This window comes from Streptomyces flavofungini, assembly GCF_014650815.1.
Lineage (GTDB): Bacteria > Actinomycetota > Actinomycetes > Streptomycetales > Streptomycetaceae > Streptomyces > Streptomyces flavofungini.
In genome coordinates this window covers 461,914-476,743 of the sequence record NZ_BMVR01000003.1, presented here as the reverse complement: position 1 = coordinate 476,743, position 14,830 = coordinate 461,914, and the positions used below count along the sequence as shown (strand labels likewise).

The 14,830-nt window shown below is 72.7% G+C and carries 12 protein-coding genes; 6 read left to right on the top strand and 6 right to left on the bottom strand.

Annotated features, from left to right (window positions below; translation table 11 throughout):
* Positions 1 to 421 precede the first annotated feature (421 nt).
* Together IE274_RS09390 and IE274_RS09385 are read left to right on the top strand one after the other, a co-directional pair.
* Complete coding sequence (locus IE274_RS09390) at positions 422 to 1,177, top strand: thioesterase II family protein (protein ID WP_190115150.1); 756 nt, start codon at positions 422 to 424, stop codon at positions 1,175 to 1,177.
* 84 nt (positions 1,178 to 1,261) lie between these two features.
* A complete protein-coding gene (locus IE274_RS09385) occupies positions 1,262 to 2,644 on the top strand; it encodes an amidase (protein ID WP_190115149.1) in 1,383 nt (460 codons plus the stop codon).
* A gap of 46 nt (positions 2,645 to 2,690) precedes the next feature.
* Here IE274_RS09385 and IE274_RS09380 read toward each other — a convergent pair whose 3' ends face one another.
* Positions 2,691 to 4,001 (bottom strand): serine hydrolase domain-containing protein, encoded by a 1,311-nt coding sequence (locus tag IE274_RS09380; protein WP_198897932.1) that lies wholly within the window; start codon positions 3,999 to 4,001, stop codon positions 2,691 to 2,693.
* A gap of 445 nt (positions 4,002 to 4,446) precedes the next feature.
* On the opposite strand from IE274_RS09380, the gene IE274_RS09375 reads away from it, so the two are divergent.
* Positions 4,447 to 6,435, top strand: a complete 1,989-nt coding sequence (locus tag IE274_RS09375) for an N-acetylmuramoyl-L-alanine amidase (protein WP_190115148.1) — start codon at positions 4,447 to 4,449, stop codon at positions 6,433 to 6,435.
* A gap of 119 nt (positions 6,436 to 6,554) precedes the next feature.
* Here the strand turns inward: IE274_RS09375 and IE274_RS09370 are convergent, their stop codons facing one another.
* The 3 genes from IE274_RS09370 to IE274_RS09360 form a co-directional block, all read right to left on the bottom strand.
* Positions 6,555 to 8,936 carry a glycoside hydrolase family 95 protein gene (locus tag IE274_RS09370; protein ID WP_229909400.1) on the bottom strand — a complete coding sequence of 794 codons (2,382 nt, stop codon included), beginning with the start codon at positions 8,934 to 8,936 and terminating at the stop codon, positions 6,555 to 6,557.
* A 187-nt stretch (positions 8,937 to 9,123) separates the two neighbouring features.
* Entirely contained in the window at positions 9,124 to 9,624 is a 501-nt protein-coding gene (locus tag IE274_RS09365) for a hypothetical protein (RefSeq protein WP_190115147.1), read from the bottom strand.
* Positions 9,625 to 9,716: 92 nt separating this feature from the next.
* The gene (locus IE274_RS09360; RefSeq protein ID WP_190115146.1) at positions 9,717 to 10,403 is read right to left on the bottom strand and encodes a CGNR zinc finger domain-containing protein; all 687 of its coding nucleotides are present in this window, start codon (positions 10,401 to 10,403) and stop codon (positions 9,717 to 9,719) included.
* Between the two features lie 50 nt (positions 10,404 to 10,453).
* Here IE274_RS09360 and IE274_RS09355 point away from each other — a divergent pair, with 50 nt between their 5' ends.
* Positions 10,454 to 11,179, top strand: coding sequence for a leucine-rich repeat domain-containing protein (locus IE274_RS09355; RefSeq protein ID WP_190115145.1), 726 nt, complete (start codon positions 10,454 to 10,456; stop codon positions 11,177 to 11,179).
* A gap of 68 nt (positions 11,180 to 11,247) precedes the next feature.
* On the opposite strand, the gene IE274_RS09350 is transcribed toward IE274_RS09355, so the two are convergent.
* The gene (locus tag IE274_RS09350; protein ID WP_229909399.1) at positions 11,248 to 12,672 is read right to left on the bottom strand and encodes a lysine N(6)-hydroxylase/L-ornithine N(5)-oxygenase family protein; all 1,425 of its coding nucleotides are present in this window, start codon (positions 12,670 to 12,672) and stop codon (positions 11,248 to 11,250) included.
* 46 nt (positions 12,673 to 12,718) lie between these two features.
* Here IE274_RS09350 and IE274_RS09345 point away from each other — a divergent pair, with 46 nt between their 5' ends.
* Both IE274_RS09345 and IE274_RS09340 read left to right on the top strand, forming a co-directional pair.
* On the top strand, positions 12,719 to 13,669 hold the full coding sequence (locus tag IE274_RS09345) for a methionyl-tRNA formyltransferase (RefSeq protein ID WP_190115144.1): 951 nt from the start codon (positions 12,719 to 12,721) through the stop codon (positions 13,667 to 13,669).
* A gap of 235 nt (positions 13,670 to 13,904) precedes the next feature.
* Complete coding sequence (locus tag IE274_RS09340) at positions 13,905 to 14,114, top strand: MbtH family protein (RefSeq protein ID WP_190115143.1); 210 nt, start codon at positions 13,905 to 13,907, stop codon at positions 14,112 to 14,114.
* Between the two features lie 60 nt (positions 14,115 to 14,174).
* Here the strand turns inward: IE274_RS09340 and IE274_RS09335 are convergent, their stop codons facing one another.
* Positions 14,175 to 14,804 carry a hypothetical protein gene (locus IE274_RS09335; protein WP_190115142.1) on the bottom strand — a complete coding sequence of 210 codons (630 nt, stop codon included), beginning with the start codon at positions 14,802 to 14,804 and terminating at the stop codon, positions 14,175 to 14,177.
* Between the last annotated feature and the right edge of the window lie 26 nt (positions 14,805 to 14,830).

The following is a 14,830-nucleotide window of genomic DNA, read 5'->3' as shown; positions in this document are numbered from 1 at the left end:
GTGACGAATGACATCATTGTGCTGCTGACCCATGTGTACGTACGCCCCGTCCCCCGTGCACCGGCGCTTCATCACCGTCGAACTGTCGCCCACTTCACGCACCGACGACTGCCCGCCACATTGAGCTAGGAATGGGCGGAACGTCAAGCGCCGATTTCCACACCTCGTCCACCACCCGCTGTTCCCACTTGTCCGGAATTCACGGTGACTCCGTGATCGAGTGGGTACGAGCTGCGGAGACGGCAGCACCAGTCGGTCGTTACAGTGGCTCGAAATATACCTCAGCGCACGTGACCCCCCGCCGGTGTCACGCCGAGTGCGCCGGGAGCTTAGAGTAGCCCCTGTTCGACCATGAGTTACACACAATGGTCACGATTCATTCACAACAGCCACTGAGACGTCACGAGGAAGAGGCAGCACGATGGCATCGACCGGCAGCTCCTGGGTCCGGCGGTTCCATCCGGCGCCGGGCGCGGCCACCCGGCTCGTCTGTTTCCCGCACGCCGGCGGCTCGGCGACGTTCTACTTCCCGCTCTCCGCCGCGGTCTCACCTGCGGCGGAGGTCCTGGCCGTGCAGTATCCGGGCCGCCAGGACCGCATGAACGAATCCTGCATCACGGACATTTCGACCCTCGTGGACCGCGTCACCGAGGAGTTGCTGCCCTGGGCGGACCGGCCGCTGACGTTCCTCGGGCACAGCATGGGGGCGACGGTGGCCTTCGAAGTGGCCCGTAGACTGGAGGCGCGGGGCATCGTCCTGCTCGGCCTGTTCGCCTCCGGGCGGCGCGCCCCCTCACGTCGACGCGAGGAGAGCGTGCGTCTGCGCGACGACCAGGGTCTCGTCGAGGAGCTGCGGCGCCTCAGCGGCACGGACGGGGAGCTCCTTGCCGACGAGGCCGTCCTGAGCATGGTCCTGCCGGCCATGCGCGGCGACTACCACGCCATCGAGACGTACCGCTACCAGCCCGGACCGCCCCTGAACTGCCCCGTCCTCGCCCTGACCGGCGACAGCGACCCCCTGGTCGAGGTCGCCGAGGCCAGGGCCTGGGCGCAGCACACGGTGGCCCCGTTTCGGCTGCGGGTCCTGGCCGGCGGACACTTCTTCCTGAGCGAGCACACCGAGACGGTCGCCCGGGAGATCACCGACCACCTCGACGCCGTGGCCCCGCGCCGCTGACCGGCCCGCCCGCCCGCACGACCACCAGGACAGACCAAGGAGCTGGGACCGCTGGAGCTCGACGAGTACGCGTCCTTCGACGCGGTGGGACTGCGGGAGCTGATCCGGGCGCGTGAGGTGACCCCGGCCGAGGTCGAGGACTGTGCGCGCCGGGCCCTTGAGCGGGCGCACGCCGAACTCAACGCGCTCACCCGGCCGTTGTTCGAGCCGTCCCTCGCCCATGAGCCGGACGGGCCGCTGGGCGGGGTGCCGTTCGTCATCAAGGACAGCGGCCCCTTCGCGCAGGGCGTGCCGTTCACCATCGGCAGCCGGGCCATCAACGGCGCGTACGCCCAGGTCGACCACGACCTGATGGCCCGGTTCCGGGCCGCCGGTCTGGTGGCGCTCGGGCAGAGCACCGCGCCGGAGTTCGGGCTGAGCTTCGCGACCGAGTCGGTGCGGTACGGCCCGACGCGCAACCCCTGGAACCCCAAGCTCGGCGTGGGCGGGTCGAGCGGCGGCGCGGCCGCCCTGGTCGCCGCGGGCGCGGTGCCCGTGGCGCACGCCAGCGACGCGGGCGGATCCATCCGCGTCCCGGCCGCGTCCTGCGGCCTCGTCGGCCTGAAGCCGGGTCTCGGCCGTACGCCGTGCGGGCCGACCAGCGGGGAGATCGCCTTCGGCCAGCTCGTCGAGTTCGCCGTCACCCGCACCGTCCGGGACACCGCCCACCTCCTCGACGCCGTCAGCGCGCCCACCGTCGGCGACAAGTACCAGGCGCCGCGGCCCGCGCGCCCGTACACCGAGGCGCTCCGCACCGATCCCGGCCGCCTGCGCGTCGCCCTCACCACCGAGCCCTGGACGGGCGGCACCGTGAACGGCCAGGTCGCCGCCGCGGCGGTCACCGCGGGCCAGGTCCTGGAGTGGATCGGGCACGCCGTGACCGAGACCCGCCTCGACCTCGACGGCGACGCGGTCGTCGAGGCGGCCATGCTGACGGTCGTCACCACCGGCGGCGCCGTGCTGCGCGGCGCGCCCCGCAGGCCCGACCCCGCGAAGCTGGAGGCCGTGTCCCGGCGCGTGCTCAGCGAGACCGAGGAGTTCACGCTCCTCGACGTGATGAGCGCCACCCAGGCCCAGAACGAGGTGACGCGGTCCCTCGGCCGGTTCTTCCAGGAGTACGACCTGCTCGTCACGCCGACCCTCGGGCGCCTGCCCGCGCCGCACGGCACCCTCAACTACGACCACTCCGGGCACACGGCACGCTCCTGGCTGCGCCGCCTGTTCACGTACGGGCCCTTCACCGCCACCTTCAACGTGTCGGGGAACCCGGCCATCAGCCTGCCGCTCGGCCAGAGCCGCGAGGGCCTGCCGATCGGCGTCCAGCTCGTCGCCGCGCACGGCCGCGAGGACCTGCTGCTGCAGGTGGCCGCACAGCTGGAACAGGCGACGCCCTGGGCGGACCGCACTCCCCCGGTCTACACCGGCTGACCCCGATCCCCATCGGCCGACCCGGTCCGCACCGGCGGGCCCGCGCTCAGCGGGTCGGCGCCGGCTTGTCGAACATGGCGCACATCGCGGTGGTCTGCAGCTCCTTCGACACCTCGTTGATCTTCGGGAAGGCTTCCGGGTGCTCGGCGAAGGCCTCCGTCGGGATGAGGACGGTCGCCGTGCGCTTGCCGCCGGGGTCGGTGAAGTGGGTGCTGAAGTAGCCGGGGATGCCGCCGTCGTGGGCCCACACCCTGCCGCACGGGCCCTCGAGGGTCTGGATGCCGAGGCCGCCGCCGGGGCCGTTCGGCTGGTCCGGGCGGATCGGCACGGTGGTGCGCATCTGGGCCAGCTGGGCGGCAGGCAGCAGCTCGCCCGACATCAGGGCGTGGTAGAACCGGCCCCATTCACGGGCGCTGGACACCACCGCTCCGGCCGCGCCGCCCCACGAGGGGGTGTTGTCGGAGACGTCCACGTGACCGTCGCGGGGCACCCCGGCGTACTCCCTGAACTCGGGCGGTACTCCCGGTGGCATGTGCGCGGCGTCGGGTTCGTAGCCGCGGGCATGTCGGCCGCGCCAGGTGGAGTCCGTGGCGAAGTAGGTGTGCTTGAGGCCGAGCGGCCGGGTGATCCGGTCGCGGACCAGCTCGGCCAGGCTCTTGCCGGTGACCTTCTCCAGGACGGCGCCGACCGCGGCGTAGTTGGTGTTGCTGTACGACCATCTGGCGCCCGGCGGGAACTGCGGATCGGTCCGCACGCCGACGGCCAGCAGTTGCTCCGACGTCCAGCGCCGCTGTTCCTGACCCAGGATCGACGGCAGCAGCGCCGGGTCCAGGGTGTAGTCGTACAGGCCGCTGGTGTGGTTGAGGAGCATCCGCAGGGTGATCGCCCGGCCGTTGGGCACCAGGCCCGGCAGCCACTTCTCCACCGGGTCGGTCAGCGCGAGCCTGCCCTCGGCGACCAGTTGCAGGGCGACGGTGGCCATCATGGTCTTGGTGTTGGACCCCATCCGGAACTCGTCCCCGGCCCGCAGCCGCTGCTCCGCCCGGCTCCAGGCCGCCTGCTCGACAACCTCGACCGGCCGCCCCCGCCCGTCGTCCACCCGCACGATCACACCGGGCGCCCCGGCGGCCACGACGTCCCGCGCCAGCCGCTCCAGTGGCACACGCTGCTCGGCCTGCGCCGCTTGCGACGTGCCGCCCGCCTTCGCGACGGCCGGGCCCGCCTGCCCGAGCGTGCCGACGAGCCCGGTCACGGCCAGGACGCAGGACACCGCCAGCAGGCTGACGCGGCGACGACGGTGGGCAGGTCGCGTACTGGACAGTTCGGGCCCGCTGACGGGGCGCGCTCTCATCGTCATGCCGATCACCCTTGCGCACCGGCGATCCCCTCGTCACTGGGGCACACCGGAGGGTCGAGGTGGGGCCTGCTCCCCCACGGGGACCTGCCGCACGCCGTCGCCGCCCCCTTTCGGGTGGGCGGCAAAGGGCAGAGCCACCCGTTCGACTACGACGACTGGCTCATCAACATCCGGCGCTACACCTCCGACATCGGCGGGGACCAGGAGCGCACCGGTCCACCTCGCGCTCTGACGTGCGGCTCCGCCCACCCATTGGTCCACTCCACTGACGCACCGCAGGCGATGACACCGCCCGTGGCGAAAACACGCCAGACCGGTGTTGACATGGGAAATCCCTGCTGCTGGGCATGATTGACGGATCGTCGGCGAGCCGGTACCACTGACGCACGCCCGGCCCCGCACGCCCCGTCATGCCGCACCGGCCCGGAAGTCCCAGGAGGCTGCCTTGCGAGGATCCGTCACCGCCCCTGTCCCGCCCCCGCGCAGACGTGCCGTCAGGGCGGCGGGCGCCCTCGCGTCGGCCGCGCTGCTGGTGCCGCTGCTGGGCGCGGCGCCTTCGTCGTCCGCCTCCCGGCCCGATGCGGCCGCCGGGTCCGGGGGCCTGCAGAGCGCCTTCGCGGCCGCGGCCGCCGAGTACGACGTGCCGCAGAGCGTGCTGCTCGGCGTCTCCTACCTCCAGTCCCGCTGGGACGCGCACGGCGGCGCCCCGAGCGTCACCGGCGGCTACGGCCCGATGCACCTCACTGACGCCCGTACCGCGCTCGCCTCCGCGCCGCACCACGCCGACGGCGCGGAGGACCCGCGCGGGGACGCGTCGCGGGCCACGCTGCGGCCCGAGGCGAAGCCGCCGACGGAGTCCCAGCTCCCGGACCGGTTCAAGACGTTGAAGCGGGCCGCGAAGCTCAGCGGCCTGCCCGCGGAGCGGCTGCGCGAGGACTCGGCGGCGAACGTCCGGGGCGGCGCGGCCCTCCTCGCCGCCGCGCAGCAGCACCTGGGCAAGCCGCTCAGCGACGACCCGGCCGACTGGTACGGGGCGATCGCGCGCTTCTCGGGAGCCGACGACCGGGCGAGCGCGGCCACGTACGCCAACGATGTGTTCGCTGTCATGCGGGACGGGCAGACGCGGACGACCGACGCGGGGCAGCGCGTGACGCTGGCCGCCCGGCCCGGACTCGCCCCGGAGGACGCCCAGTTGCGCGGCATGGGGCTGCGCAAGGCGAAGGCGGCAGGGACGGACTGCCCGAAGACGCTGGCGTGCGAGTGGATCCCGGCGCCGTACGAGGAGTTCGGCGACAACGACTACGGCAACCACGACAAGGCCGACCGCCCCAAGAGCCAGGGCGTCAAGTACATCGTCGTGCACGACACCGAGGGCACCTGGGAGGGCGTCCTCAAGATGGTGCAGGACCCGACGTACGTGTCCTGGCACTACACCCTGCGCTCCTCCGACGGCCACGTCGCCCAGCACGTGCGCACCAAGGACGTCGCCTGGCACGCGGGCAACTGGTACGTGAACGCCAAGTCGGTCGGCCTGGAGCACGAAGGCTTCCTGACGGCGCCCGACACCTGGTACACGGAGGCGATGTACCGCTCGTCGGCGCGCCTGGTGAAGTACCTCGCCAAGCGGTACGGCATCCCGCTGGACCGCCAGCACATCCTTGGCCACGACACGGTGCCGGGCACGACGGCCGCGACGATCCGCGGCATGCACACCGACCCTGGCCCGTACTGGGACTGGCAGCACTACTTCAAGCTGCTCGGCAAGCCGCTGCACCGCACGGCGGGCCCCGAGGGCGGCCTGGTCACGGTGGCGCCCGAGTTCAGCAGGAACCAGCCGGAGTTCACGGGCTGCGCCAAGCCGGGCGAGACGTGCGTGCCGCACGGCTCCAGCGCCGTGCGCGTCTACACCGAGCCCCGTGAGGACGCCCCGCTCATCCAGGACATCGGCCTGCGCCCGGGCGGCGAGCCGTCAACGATCGACGTCAACGACATGGGCTCGCGTCTCTCGACGGGCCAGCAGTACGCGGTCGCCGACCGTCAGGGCGACTGGACGGCCGTCTGGTACCTGGGCCAGAAGGCCTGGTTCAAGAACCCGAAGAAGCAGCCGACGGCCGTCGACGCGCGCGGCTGGGTCCTGACGCCGAAGGACGGCGTGAGCGACGTCCCGGTGTACGGCCGCGCCTACCCGGAGAAGGAGGCCTACCCGGCCGAGGTGCCGGTGCAGGCCGTCTCGCCGCTGCCGTACAAGCTGCTCGCGGGCCAGAAGTACGCGGTGGGCGACAAGCTCCCCGGTGAGTACTTCTACGCGCCGACGTTCGACCTCGCCCCGCACCGCGTGGTGCGCGGCAAGGACATGTACTACGAGATCCAGTTCGGCCACCGGGTGGCGTTCGTGCGCGCCGCCGACGTGAAGGTGGTGCCGTCCGGGGCGTGACGGCGATCGCGACGGCCTGAGCTCGTCGGGCCCGGACCTGCGTGGGGGCAGGCTCCGGGCCCGACGTCGTACGGGAACGACACAGTCGTACGGGGACGGGGCAGTCGTGCGGGAACGGGCTAGCGGACGACGTAGCGGCGGCCAGCCACCGCCTTGAAGGTGCGCTCGCCGCCCGCCAACAGGGAGCAGCGCACGGTCAGTTCACGGGTGCGCGACGCGTGCACGACGACGCGGGTGGCGCGGCCGTCGGCCCAGGTGATGTCGACGGTGGCGCCGCCGCGGGCCCGCAGGCCCCGCACCGAGCCGTCCGGCCAGCTCGCGGGCAGCGCGGGCAGCACGTCGATGACGTCGTGCTGGCTCTGCAGCAGCATCTCGACGATCCCGGACGTGGCACCGAAGTTGCCGTCGATCTGGAACGGCGGGTGGGTGTCCCAGAGGTTGGGCAGCGTGGACGACTTGAGCTGTTCGCCGAGCATCTTCCGGGCGTGGTCGCCGTCGCGGAGGCGCGCCCAGAAGTTGATCTTCCAGGCCTTGGACCAGCCGGTGCCGCCGTCGCCGCGCGCCTTCAGGGAGACCTCGGCGGCCTTCGCCCACCGGCTGCCGGGGCGGATCTGCCGTCCGGGGTGCAGGGCGTAGAGGTGGGAGACGTGCCGGTGGTCGTCGCCCTGGTCGTCGAGGTCGTCCTTCCACTCCTGGAGCTGCCCCCAGGAGCCGACGCGCAGGCCGGGGTCGAGCCGCTCCAGGGCCCCTTCCAGGCGGGTGCGGAAGGCGGGTTCGTCGCCGAGGACGCGGGCGGCCTCCAGGGTGTTGGTGAACAGGTCGTGCACGATCTGCTGGGACATGGCGGCCCCGGCGGTGAAGTCGCCGTGCTCCGGCGAGTAGCTGGGGGTGACAACGAGGGTGCCGTCGCGCGGGTCGGTGCGCAGTTGGTCGAGCCAGAACGCGGCGGCCTCCTTCAGGACCGGGTAGGCGGTGTGCCGCAGGTAGTCCGTGGAACCGCTGAAGCGGTAGTGCTCGTAGAGCTGCCCGGTGAGCCAGGCGGCGGCCTCCGGGAACCAGAACGCGGTCGCCCAGTCGTGGACGCCGGTGAAGCCGTACGGGTTGGTCTCGTTGTGGACGACCCAGCCGGGGGCATCGAACATCTCGCGTGCGGTGCGCCGTCCGGGCTCGCGCAGGGCCTCGACGAAGCGGTCGTAGGGGGCGGTGGTCTCGGCGAGGTTGGCGGCCTCGGCCGGCCAGTAGTTCATCTGGAGGTTGATGTTGACGTGGTAGTCGGCCGACCAGGGCGGGGCGGTGCTGTGGTTCCAGCCGCCCTGGAGGTTGGCGGGCAGTGAGCCGGCGCGCGAGGACGCGATGAGGAGGTAGCGCCCGTACTGGAAGAACAGCGCTTCGAGGGCCCGGTCGGCGGCGGGTGCCTGGCCGTAGTCCTTGAGGAGCTGGTCGGTGGGGACATCCGGTGGCGGGCCCTGGCCGAGGTCCAGGGCGACGCGGTCGAACAGGGCCCGGTGGTCGCGCACGTGGCGGGCGCGCAACGCCTCGTGGCCGCGGGCGAGGGCGGCGTCGACGGTGCGGGTGACGGCCGGGTGCGGGTCGTCGCCGCGGTAGCGCGGGTAGGTGTCGGCGTAGTCGGTGGCGGCCGCGAGGACGAACCACACGTGGTCGGCGCCGGTGACCGTGAGGCTGCCGTCGGCGCCCGCGGCGAGCGTCCCGCCCCGGTGGGCGACGCGGATCTGGGTCTCGAACTTCAGGCCGTTGTCGGCGAGTTCACCCCGTACGGTGATGCGGTCGCCGTCGGCCCCGGCGGTGATGTCGGCGCGCGGCGAGGTGGTGCGCAGGGTGCAGGTGACGGCGCCGGGGCGGTCCGCGCCGAGCCGTCCGACGAGCACGCCGTCGGGGTGGGAGGCGAAGAACTCCCGGGTGTGACGGGCGCCTTGGTGGGTGTACGCGACGCTCGCGACGGCTTCGCGGAGGTCCAGGGCGCGGCGGTACGAGGCGTCGGGGGCGTCCGGTGCGCCCACGACGTCGATGTGCAGGTCGCCCAGGGTCTGGTGGGCGCCGTAGCCGCGCCGGGGCTGGCCGAGCGCGGTGGCGACGGCCTCGGGGTCGAGTCGGCGCCGGTCGTCGAGGTCCGTGCGGACGGTGGTGAGGGCGCCGGGGCGGGGTGCGCGCCAGTTGCCGAAGTCGTAGCCGCCGTCGGCGCCGGGGCCGCCTGTCCACAGCGTCTTCTCGTTGAGCTGCAGCCGCTCACTGGCGAGGGCTCCGAAAACCATGGCGCAGAGCGCGCCGCCGCCGATGGGCAGTGCCTCGCGTTCCCAGTCGGCGGCCGGGGCTCGATACCAGAGCCTCAGGTCATCGGATGACTGGGCCGTGTCGTCGGTGGCGGCCAGGGCATTGGACGCCGGTGCGCCCAGCGCCAGCGCGGCCCCTGCACCTACGGCCGACTGGATAGTGGTTCTTCGAGTGATCCCCCGCCGGATGGACTCCATGAACTGTGGCCTCATGGGCCGTCACGCTAAAAGTCCGATGACTGACCTGACAAGGCGCATGACAAACCCACTCCTTGGACGGAGTGGGCGGACACTTGGACTTCGCAGGACTTCGCAGGGACTTCGCGGGACGTCCGGGGCGGAGGGCGTCGGGCTCCGACGCGGCGCCGGGCTTCCGGGCTCCGTCGGCCCGGCCGGGCCGTCAGCCCTGCTGGAACAGCTCCGCGGGCAGCGGCTTGAGGAGCGCGTACAGGTCGTCCGTGATGGGGCGGTCCCAGGCCGCGATGGTCACCAGGACGTTGTCGCTGCGGTCGAACTGCACGCAGGAGACGCGGCTTTCGGAGAGCCGCAGACGGCGCACGATCAGGAGGTTGTCGCCCTGCATCACCGGCACGTCCTCACTGGCGACGACGGTGACCTCCTCGTCGTTCTCCAGCGCGAGCAGCAGCTGCGCCACCTCGAAGGGCACCTCGCCGTCGGCGAGGTCGCGGGCCGGGGAGCCCTCCGGCAGATTGCCGATCACCATCGCGGGGCCACGGCCGCCGAACAGGTCGTAGCGCAGGAAGACGCCCTGACAGCTGCCGTCGGGCGCCGGCAGCAGGCCGGCGCCGAGATTGCCGGGCCAGTCACCCGGGTCCATGGCCAGGACATCGAAGTCCGGGCCCGCGGGTGTGGCGGAGCTGCGGCGACGGAGGAAGGACATGCCGCCATGGTACGTGTCCGGCGCGCCCGCCCCGGCCCGGGGGCGGCGCCGGGAAAGCGCCGGTGAGCGTGTGGATCGCGGCCGGGCCCGGCTCAGCCGGGGCCCCGATTGCGCTCGTGGTGGCGGGCCACCCGGGCGCGGTTGCCGCACGCGGGGCGGCACCACTCCTGGCGCGGGTGATCCTTCAGGAAGTACCGCACACAGCGGGGCGCGTGGCAGGCGCGCAGGCGCTCCCGGTCGGGGCCGGTGAGGAAGGTCAGCGCGGCGCGGGCGAGGGCGGCGAGCAGGAGGTCCGTGCACGCGACCGACGTCCCCGGGGCGATCGGCTCGTCCCGGACGACGGGACCGGCGCCCCGCGGCCAGCTCAGCACGGGCACCGTGGGCACCCCGGCGGCGGCCTCATTGAGCCTGGCCACGGCCTGACCGAGGGGCAGCAGTCGCCGGGCGTCGGCGGGACTCGGCGCTCCCGGACGCACCGCGTGTGCGAACAGCGCACGGACGGCGGCACGCACCCCCCGTACTGCGTCCAGCGCGCTCTGGTCGGCCCGAAACCGCCCGGCGGCGAGGGCACCGGGCAGCGCCCCCGCGTGGGCACGGACCCAGGCGGTGAGGCCGTCCGGCACGTCGAGATCGTCGGCGACGCCACCGTGCCCGTCGTGACGGACGGTGGCGGCGAGGCCGAGGGTCAGGAGGGTGGCGGTGGGGGCGGTCCGCGCGGCCTCCGGGGAGGGCGACGCTGACCGCCCACGCGGTGCGGGCGACTCGGACGGCTCGGGCATGGGGCTAATGATAGGTTCCACGGCAACCATTAGCCGGGGGGTGGCTCGCGATGACGGACGGGACCGTACGGGACTACTGGCGCGCCGGAATCGACGCCGTACCGGAATCGGTGTGGGACACGCCCCACCTGGAGTCGCTGCTCCTCGCCGACAACGCGCTCGCGCACCTGCCCGCCCGCGTCGCCGCCCTCACGGCCCTGCGCACCCTGGACCTCGGCCACAACCAGTTGACCGAGGTCCCGCCGGAGCTCGGCGACCTGCCCGCACTGACCGATTTCCTCTATCTGCACGACAACCGCCTCACCGCGCTGCCCGAGGAGCTGGGTGGCCTGAACCGGCTCGCCTACCTGAACGTGGGCGAGAACCGGCTCGGCGCCCTGCCGGACGCACTCGGCCGCATGACGGCCCTCGTCGAGCTGCGCGCCCAGCACAACCGGCTCACCGCGCTGCCCGCGACGCTCGGCGGCCTGCGTCGGCTGCGCGAGCTGTGGCTGCGCGGCAACCGGCTGACCACGCTCCCCGACGGCGTACGCCGGCTCGGCGAACTCCGCGAACTGGAGCTCCGGGAGAACGCGTTCGAGACCGTGCCGGACGCCCTGCGCGGGCTGCCCCGCCTGCGCCGCCTCGACCTGCGGGCCAACCGGCTGCGCGAAGTGCCGTGCTGGCTGGCCGCGTTGCCGTCCCTGGAGAAGCTGGACCTGCGCTGGAACGACGTGCGGGGCGGCGCGGACACCGTGGCGGCACTGCGCGCACGGGGCTGCGTGGTGCTGCGCTAGCGCGGCGTGGTGCTGCGCCAGTGCCGCGTGGTTGGCGCACTGGCACAGCCGAGGTGCCGCGTCGGCCGCTACCCCTTCAGCACCGGCTCCCGCCGACGCCGCTCGATCAGGGACGCGCGGATCTCACCCGCCCTGACGGCCGTGTTCGACAGAAGGGTCGAGGTGAGGCCGTGGGTGTGTTCCGTGCCGCCCTGGAGGTAGATGTCGGCGGCGACATTGGCGTGCGTGGCGACGCGGTGGTCGCGGCCGACGACGAGAGCGTCCTCGTCGTCGCGGCGGCACAGCTTGCCGAGTTCGCCCATGCGTTCGTCGATGCCGCGCGGCTGGTAGCCGGTCGCGCAGACCAGGAGGTCGGCGTTCAGGACGTCGCGTTCGGCGGTGGGCAGGTACTCGATGCCCACCCGCAGGCCGTCGTCGTGGGCCTCTATCTCGCGGATGCGGGAGACGTTGAGCATGCGCATCCGCTGCCGCCCCTGCACCTTCTCCTGGTACATGGTGCGCGAGAGCGACTCGATGAGGTCCATGTCGACCACCGAGTAGTTGGTGCCGCGGTGGTAGTCGAAGAGGGACTGCTTCACCTCCGGCGGCGCGTTGTAGAAGATGTCCACGGCCTCCGGGTCGAAGATCCGGTTCGCGAACGGGCTGTCGTCGGCGGGCGTGTAGCCGTACTTCGCGAACACCGAGCAGATCTCGGCGTCGGGGAAGTGCCGGTGCAGGTAGTCCACGCTCTCGGCGGCGCTCTGGCCCGCGCCGAGGACGACGGCGCGGCGCACCTCGGTGCCCTCGTCGAGGAGCGCGCCGACCCGGGGGATCAACTCGCTGTTGTGGAAGACCCGTTCGGAGCGGGCCGCGCTGGGCGGCAGGTGCGGCTCCATGCCGGTGGCCACGCAGAGGCTGCGGGCCCGGCGCACGATCTTCCCGTCCGGGCTGCCCGGGTCACGGCTGACCACGTCGAAGGCGACGACCTCGCCGTTCTCGGTCACCGGCCGCACGGCGACGACCTCGCAGGAGTACTCGACGAGCCCGGCGACGCGCCCCGCGGCCCACTCCAGGTAGTCATGGAACTCGATGCGCAGCGGGAAGAGCGTCTTCTGGTTGAGGAAGTCCACCAGGCGGTCACGGTCCTGCAGGTAGCACAGGAAGCTGTAGCTGCTCTTCGGGTCGCGCATGGTGACCAGGTCCTTCAGGAAGGACACCTGCATCGTCGCGTCGTCGATCAGCATGCCCCGGTGCCAGCCGAACCTCGGCTGCTTCTCCAGGAATCCGGCGCGTATCCGGTCGCCCTCGGCCGCCTGCGCGTTGTGCTCCTCGACCGCGATCGCGAGGGCGAGGTTCGACGGCCCGAAGCCGATTCCCAGGACGTCGTACGTCACTTCCGGTCCCCCGTGTGCCGACCCCGTGCCGCCGCTTCCCGGCTCCGTGCCGTCGTACGTCGAATCCTGTTCGCTGTGCAAGGTGTTCACCCGCGTCATCGCCTCCCTAAGCAGGCACATGTTAGATAAGGTTAGCCTTACCTTGCAATGTCTGAGGAGGATTCACATGCGGGTCGTCATGTTCGGCTATCAGACGTGGGGCCACCGCACACTGCAGGCACTCCTTGACTCCGAGCACGACGTGACCCTCGTCGTCACGCACCCGAAGAGCGACCACGCGTACGAGAAGATCTGGGACGACTCGGTGGCCGACCTCGCCGCGCGGCACGAGGTGCCCGTGCTGCTGCGCAACCGCCCCGGCGACGCCGAACTGCTCGAAACCCTCAAGTCGGTCGAACCGGACCTCATCGTCGCCAACAACTGGCGCACCTGGCTGCCCCCGGAGATCTTCGACCTCCCCCGGCACGGCACGCTGAACGTACACGACTCGCTGCTCCCGACCTACGCCGGCTTCTCCCCGCTGATCTGGGCCCTCATCAACGGCGAGCCCGAAGTCGGCGTCACCGCCCACCGCATGGACGCCGACCTGGACATGGGCGACGTCCTCCTCCAGCGCGCGGTGGCCGTCGGCCCGCGGGACACGGCCGCCGACCTGTTCCGCGCGACGGTCGACCTGATCGGGCCGATCGTGCGCGACGCGCTCGACCTGATCGCCGCGGGCACGGCGGTGTGGACCCCGCAGGACCGGTCGCGGGCCAGTTTCTTCCACAAACGTGCCCTGGAGGACAGCCGCATCGACTGGACCTGGCCCGCCGAGGACCTGGACCGCCTCGTGCGCGCCCAGTGCGACCCCTACCCCAACGCCTTCACGCACCACCGCGGCAAGCCGCTGCGGATCGTGGAGGCGGCGGTGTCCCGGGGCCGGTACGGCGGAACTCCCGGGCGGATCTTCATCCGTGAGGACGACGCGGTCGTCATCGTCGCCGGTGCCGACGCGCGCACCGGCCACCGGCACGGGCTCGCGGTCAGGCGGGTGCGGACGGAGGACGGGACGGAGCACGCGGCGACGGACTACTTCCGCACGATGGGCGGGTATCTGACGGCTCGCCCGTCCTGACCCGACCGGGCATACCCGAGGGGCGACCCCGTCCTCGGCGAGCGCGAGGTTCACCGGCATGCCTCCCGAGCCGCCGAGCCCGCCCAGGAGGCGCGCGGGGCGGCGCGCGCCGGACTCCCCCGTCCACTCCCCGGACCGACCATCTGATTAGGCAACCCTTACCTTACTATGGGACCGATCTCCGGACGGCGCCCGCACCGATCTCCGGACCACCGACATCGAGGAGAGACCGCAGATGAGCAACCCCTTCGACGACACCGACGGCCGGTTCTCCGTGCTCGTCAACGACGAAGGCCAGCACAGCCTGTGGCCCGAGTTCGCCGAGGTACCGGCCGGCTGGACCGTGGCCCACGGCCCGGCCGACCGGCAGTCCTGCCTGGACCACGTCGAGGCCAACTGGACCGACCTGCGACCCAGGAGCCTGCGGGAGGCCACGCGCGGCTGACGCGCAGCGGCCCGCGCCTTCGGGGCGCGGGTCGCCCCCCCGGCGGCACCCCCGCGCTCCTCACGCGTCCCCCGCACCCCGCGCGTGCGCCAGCGGCCCGTCGTCGACCCGCACCAGCCGGTACCCCCGACCGCCCCCGGGCCCCCCGCGCCGCTCCGCCCGCCGGGCCCGCGCCCGCGCGCGCCGAGCGGCGGCCAGCAGCGCCGCGACCTCCGGACTGCGTCGGCGCAGCCGCAGGAAGGACCGCTCCGACCACCCACCGAGTACGGCGGCGGACGGCTGGGCGACCCCGTCGCGCACGGCCCGCAGGACGACCCGCAGGGCCGCCGCGCCCGGCCCGGCCGAGGCCACCACCGGGCGGCCCCGCTCGCGCTCACGCGCCGCCATCAGACTCGCCGCCGCCATGGCCTCCGCGAACGAGGCGTCCTGCGCCTGCCAGTTGAGCAGGAGGCGCTCCGTCACGCCCGCCGCCGCGGCGCAGCCCGCCTGCCCGAGGCCGAGCGCCGCAGCACGCAACGCGTCGGCCCTGCGCACCACGGTCTCCTCGCGCAGGCTCGGGTCCACCCGCAGGGCCTGCAATAAGGAACGATCGATATCTTCTTGCGCGTCGAGGCCCGCGACCACACCATCGGCCCAGACCTCAAGGCGGTTGACCGCGGCCTCCCGCCGCCCCACCCGTTCGTCTTCCACCAACCCACCACCAAAGAAACTTAGGC

Coding starts and splice junctions, on each gene's coding strand:
- IE274_RS09345 (WP_190115144.1), top strand. CDS start 12,719: ATGCGGGTCGTCATGTTCGGCTATCAGACGTGGGGCCACCGCACACTG.
- IE274_RS09350 (WP_229909399.1), bottom strand. CDS start 12,672: ATGTGCCTGCTTAGGGAGGCGATGACGCGGGTGAACACCTTGCACAGC.
- IE274_RS09365 (WP_190115147.1), bottom strand. CDS start 9,624: ATGTCCTTCCTCCGTCGCCGCAGCTCCGCCACACCCGCGGGCCCGGAC.
- IE274_RS09340 (WP_190115143.1), top strand. CDS start 13,905: ATGAGCAACCCCTTCGACGACACCGACGGCCGGTTCTCCGTGCTCGTC.
- IE274_RS09360 (WP_190115146.1), bottom strand. CDS start 10,403: ATGCCCGAGCCGTCCGAGTCGCCCGCACCGCGTGGGCGGTCAGCGTCG.
- IE274_RS09380 (WP_198897932.1), bottom strand. CDS start 4,001: ATGACGATGAGAGCGCGCCCCGTCAGCGGGCCCGAACTGTCCAGTACG.
- IE274_RS09390 (WP_190115150.1), top strand. CDS start 422: ATGGCATCGACCGGCAGCTCCTGGGTCCGGCGGTTCCATCCGGCGCCG.
- IE274_RS09370 (WP_229909400.1), bottom strand. CDS start 8,936: ATGAGGCCACAGTTCATGGAGTCCATCCGGCGGGGGATCACTCGAAGA.
- IE274_RS09355 (WP_190115145.1), top strand. CDS start 10,454: ATGACGGACGGGACCGTACGGGACTACTGGCGCGCCGGAATCGACGCC.